The organism is uncultured Amaricoccus sp., from assembly GCF_937858865.1.
GTDB lineage: Bacteria > Pseudomonadota > Alphaproteobacteria > Rhodobacterales > Rhodobacteraceae > Amaricoccus.
In genome coordinates, this window is record NZ_CALLYO010000120.1 from 1 (window position 1) to 3983 (window position 3983).

The window sequence follows — 3983 nt, forward strand, 5'->3', positions numbered from 1 at the left end:
GGTGGGGATGGCGGTGGCCGGGCGGTCGAGCAAGGTGGGGGAGATGGCGGGCCTGCGGCTGCCGATCGAAAGCCATGTGCTGCAGGCCTTCGTGACCGAGGGGCTGAAGCCGGTGCTGCCGGGGGTGGTGACCTTCGGCATGGGGCATTTCTACATCAGCCAGTCGGACAAGGGCGGGCTGGTCTTCGGGGGCGACCTCGACTTCTACAACTCCTACGCGGCGCGGGGAAACCTGCCGACGGTCGAGCATGTGATGGAGGCGGGGATGGCGCTGATGCCGATGATCGGCAAGGCGCGGGTGCTCAGGTCGTGGGGCGGGATCATGGACATGACCATGGACGGCTCGCCGATCATTGACCGGACGCCGGTCGAGGGGCTCTTCTTCAACGGCGGCTGGTGCTATGGCGGGTTCAAGGCGACGCCGGCCTCGGGCTGGTGCTTCGCGCACCTGATCGCGACGGGCGAGCGCCATCCGGCTGCCGCGCGGCTCGGGATGGAGCGCTTCGCCTCCGGGCTGGTGCTGGACGAGGAGGGGACGGGTGCCCAGCCCAACCTGCACTGAGCGGTTGGTCGTCGCCTCAGTCGTCGGCGGTGGCGGCGCCGAGGGCCGCGCCGCCGGCCGCGCCGGCGGCGGTGCCGATCACCGGGCCGCCGACCACCGTGCCCACGGCCGCGCCGCCGAGCCCGCCGGTCGCCGCGCGGGTCGTGGCGCTCCGTCCGCAGGCGCCGAGCGCGATCAGCGCTACGAGGCAGGCGACAAGGGTCACGCTCCGCATGTTCGATCTCCCATAGGTATCTCTGTCGGGGATTATAACGCCGGCGCGGCGCTTTGGATCCACCGGTTCGTGCCATGCGGCTGACCTGTCCCCTCTGCGGCGAGCGCGATCTCCGGGAGTTCCTCTACCGGGGGTCGGCGAAGCTGCTGGCCCGGCCGGCTGGGGATGCGGGGGCCGAGGCGTTTCACGACTATCTGAACCTGCGCGACAATCCGGCCGGGCCGAACGCCGAGCTCTGGCAGCACGCGGGCGGCTGCCGGGCGTGGCTGAGGGTGGTGCGCGACACGCGCGACCATGCGGTGCTGGAGGTCGGGCTGGCGCGGGAGGCGGCGCGGTGAGGCGGCTCGCCGCCGGCGGGCTGATCGACCGGACGCGGGAGATCGCGGTCCGCTTCGACGGGCGGCGGATCGCGGCGCATCCGGGCGACACGCTGGCCTCGGCGCTGCTGGCGAACGGGGTCGGACTGGTCGGGCGGAGCTTCAAGTATCATCGGCCGCGGGGCATTCTGACGGCGGGATCCGAGGAGCCGAATGCGCTGGTCACGGTCGGCCGCGGGGCGCGGGCGACGCCCAACACGCGGGCGACGGTGCAGGAGGTCTTCGAGGGGCTGGAGGCGGTCAGCCAGAACCGCTGGCCGAGCCTGCGGCTGGACCTGATGGCGGCGAACGACCTTCTCACGCCGTTCATCGGCGCGGGGTTCTACTACAAGACCTTCATGTGGCCGCGGGGCTTCTGGGAGCGGGTGTACGAGCCGCTGATCCGGCGGGCGGCGGGGCTCGGGGCGCTCTCGGGGGAGGCCGATCCCGACCCCTGCGAGAAGGCCTTCGCCTTCTGCGACCTGCTCGTCGTCGGGGCGGGGCCGACCGGGCTGACGGCGGCCCTGACGGCCGGGCGGGCGGGGGCGCGGGTGATCCTCGCGGACGAGGACTTCCTGCCCGGCGGGCGGCTGCTTGCCGAGCGGCTGGAGGTGGGGGGTGCGCCGGGCGCGGCGTGGGCGGCCGGGGTGGTGGCGGAGCTCGCGGCGCTGCCGAACGTGCGGGTGATGCCGCGGACGACGGTGGTTGGCGCCTACGACGGCGGCACCTACGGGGCGCTGGAGCGGGTCGGCGAGCATCTGCCGCCGCGCGAGGGTCTGCCGCTGCAGTGCTTCTGGCGGATTGCGGCGCGGCGGGCGGTGCTCTGCGCCGGGGCGTTGGAGCGGCCGGTGGCCTTCGCCGGCAACGACCGGCCGGGGGTGATGCTGGCCGGGGCGGTGCGGGCCTACCTCAACCGCTGGGCGGTGGCGCCGCGGCGGGCGGTCGTCTTCACCACCAACGACGACGGCTGGCGCACGGCGGCCGATCTCGCGGCGGCGGGGGTCGAGGTGGCGGCGCTGATCGACGCGCGACCGGACGCGCCGGTGCCGGCGGGGCCGTGGCGGAGCCTCGCGGGCGGCGAGGTGATGGCGGCGCACGGGCGGGGCGGGGTCCGCGCGGTGAGCGTGCGGCACGGCGGGCGGGTGGAGCGCGTGGCGGCGGACTGCCTGGCGGTGGCGGGCGGGTGGAACCCGACGCTGCACCTGACCTCGCATCTCGGGGCGCGGCCGGTCTGGGACGCGGCGCTGGCGGCCTTCGTCCCGGCGCCGGGCGGGGTGCCCGGCCTCGCGGTAGCGGGGGCGGCGGCGGGCGCCCTCTCCACGCAGGCGGCGCTGGCGGGCGGGGCGGCGGCCGCGGCGGCGGCGCTGGCCGACCTCGGCTTCCGCGTCCCGGCGCCGGACGTGCCGCGGGCGGAGGACGCGCCGGTGCGGCAGCGGGCGCTCTGGCGGGTCGAGGGCGGGGGCGGGCGGGCCTGGCTCGACTTCCAGAACGACGTGACGGTGAAGGACGTGGCGCTTGCGGCGCAGGAGAACTTCCGTTCGGTCGAGCATATGAAGCGCTACACCACGCTCGGGATGGCGACCGACCAGGGCAAGACCGGCGGAGTGGCCGGGCTCGCGGTGCTGGCGGAGCTGACCGGACGCGGGGCGGCGGAGACCGGGACGACCACCTTCCGCCCGCCCTTCTCGCCGGTGCCGGTGGCGGCGCTTGGGGCCGGCGGCGCCGGTGCGGGGCTGGCGCCGCGACGCTATCCGCCGGCGCATGCGGCGATGGCGGCGATGGGGGCGCAGTTCGTCGAGGCGGGGCTCTGGTACCGGCCGAGCTGGTTCCCCGAAGCGGGCGAGACCGATTGGCGGGAGGGCTGCGCCCGCGAGGTGCGGCTGGTGCGCGAGGCGGTGGGGGTCTGCGACGTCTCCACCCTCGGCAAGATCGACCTGCGCGGGCCGGATGCGGCGCGGCTGCTCGACCGGGTCTATGCCAACGGCATGTCGAGCCTCGCCGTCGGGCGGGTGCGCTACGGGGTGATGCTGCGCGAGGACGGCTTCGCCATGGACGACGGCACCGTGGCGCGGCTTGGGGAGACGCATTTCCTCCTCACCACCACCACGGCCGCGGCGGAGGAGGTGCTGTCGCACCTCGAGTTCTGCCTCGAATGCCTCTGGCCCGAGCTCGAGGCGCAGGCCGTCCCGGTGACCGAACAATGGGCGCAGGTGGCGGTGGCGGGCCCCCGCTCGCGCGAGCTCCTGAACGGAGTGCTGGAGCGGCCGATCGACGATGCCGGCTTCCCCTTCATGGCCTGCGGCGAGGCGCGCGTCGGCGGGGCAGGGGGCCGGCTCTTCCGTATCTCCTTCTCTGGCGAGCAGGGCTACGAACTGGCGGTGCCGGCGCGCTACGGGGCGTCGCTCTGGGAGTTGCTGGTCGAGCGGGCGCCGGCGCTAGGCGGCGGGCCCTACGGGCTCGAGGCGCTGAACGTGCTCCGGATCGAGAAGGGGCTCCTGACCCACGCCGAGCTGCACGGGCGAACCACGCTCGACGACCTCGGCCTCGGGCGGATGCTGAAGGCGGGCGACTGTATCGGTCGGGAGATGGCGCGGCGGCTGGGCCTGACCGGGCCAGGACGCGAGCAGCTGGTCGGGCTGAGGCCGGCCGAGGCGGGCGGTCGGCTGGTCGCCGGCGCGCACCTGGTGGCGCCGGGGGCGGCCTTCACGGCGGCGAACGATCTCGGCTACCTGACGTCGGCCTGCTTCTCGCCGACGCTCGGGCACGACATCGCCCTCGGCTTTCTGGTGGACGGGCGGGCGCGGAGGGGCGAGCGGCTGCGCGCGGTCTGCGCGCTGCGCGGCATCGACAC

Annotated in this window: 4 protein-coding genes; 3 read left to right on the forward strand and 1 reads right to left on the reverse strand. The window is 75.1% G+C overall.

The annotated features are described in order from the left end of the window. Window positions 1–562, forward strand: a 562-nt coding sequence (locus Q0112_RS03355; protein ID WP_297971390.1) for an FAD-dependent oxidoreductase, incomplete at its 5' end; no start/stop codon positions are given. Window positions 563–578: 16 nt separating this feature from the next. On the opposite strand, the gene Q0112_RS03360 is transcribed toward Q0112_RS03355, so the two are convergent. Continuing rightward, the gene (locus Q0112_RS03360) at window positions 579–776 is read right to left on the reverse strand and encodes a hypothetical protein (RefSeq protein ID WP_297971392.1); all 198 of its coding nucleotides are present in this window, start codon (window positions 774–776) and stop codon (window positions 579–581) included. A 74-nt stretch (window positions 777–850) separates the two neighbouring features. On the opposite strand from Q0112_RS03360, the gene Q0112_RS03365 reads away from it, so the two are divergent. Further along, window positions 851–1114: a sarcosine oxidase subunit delta gene (locus tag Q0112_RS03365; RefSeq protein WP_297971395.1), complete on the forward strand. Its 264-nt coding sequence runs from the start codon at window positions 851–853 to the stop codon at window positions 1112–1114. After that, on the forward strand, window positions 1111–3983 hold a 2873-nt coding region (locus tag Q0112_RS03370; protein WP_297971398.1), incomplete at its 3' end, for a sarcosine oxidase subunit alpha family protein. The genes Q0112_RS03365 and Q0112_RS03370, both read left to right, overlap by 4 nt.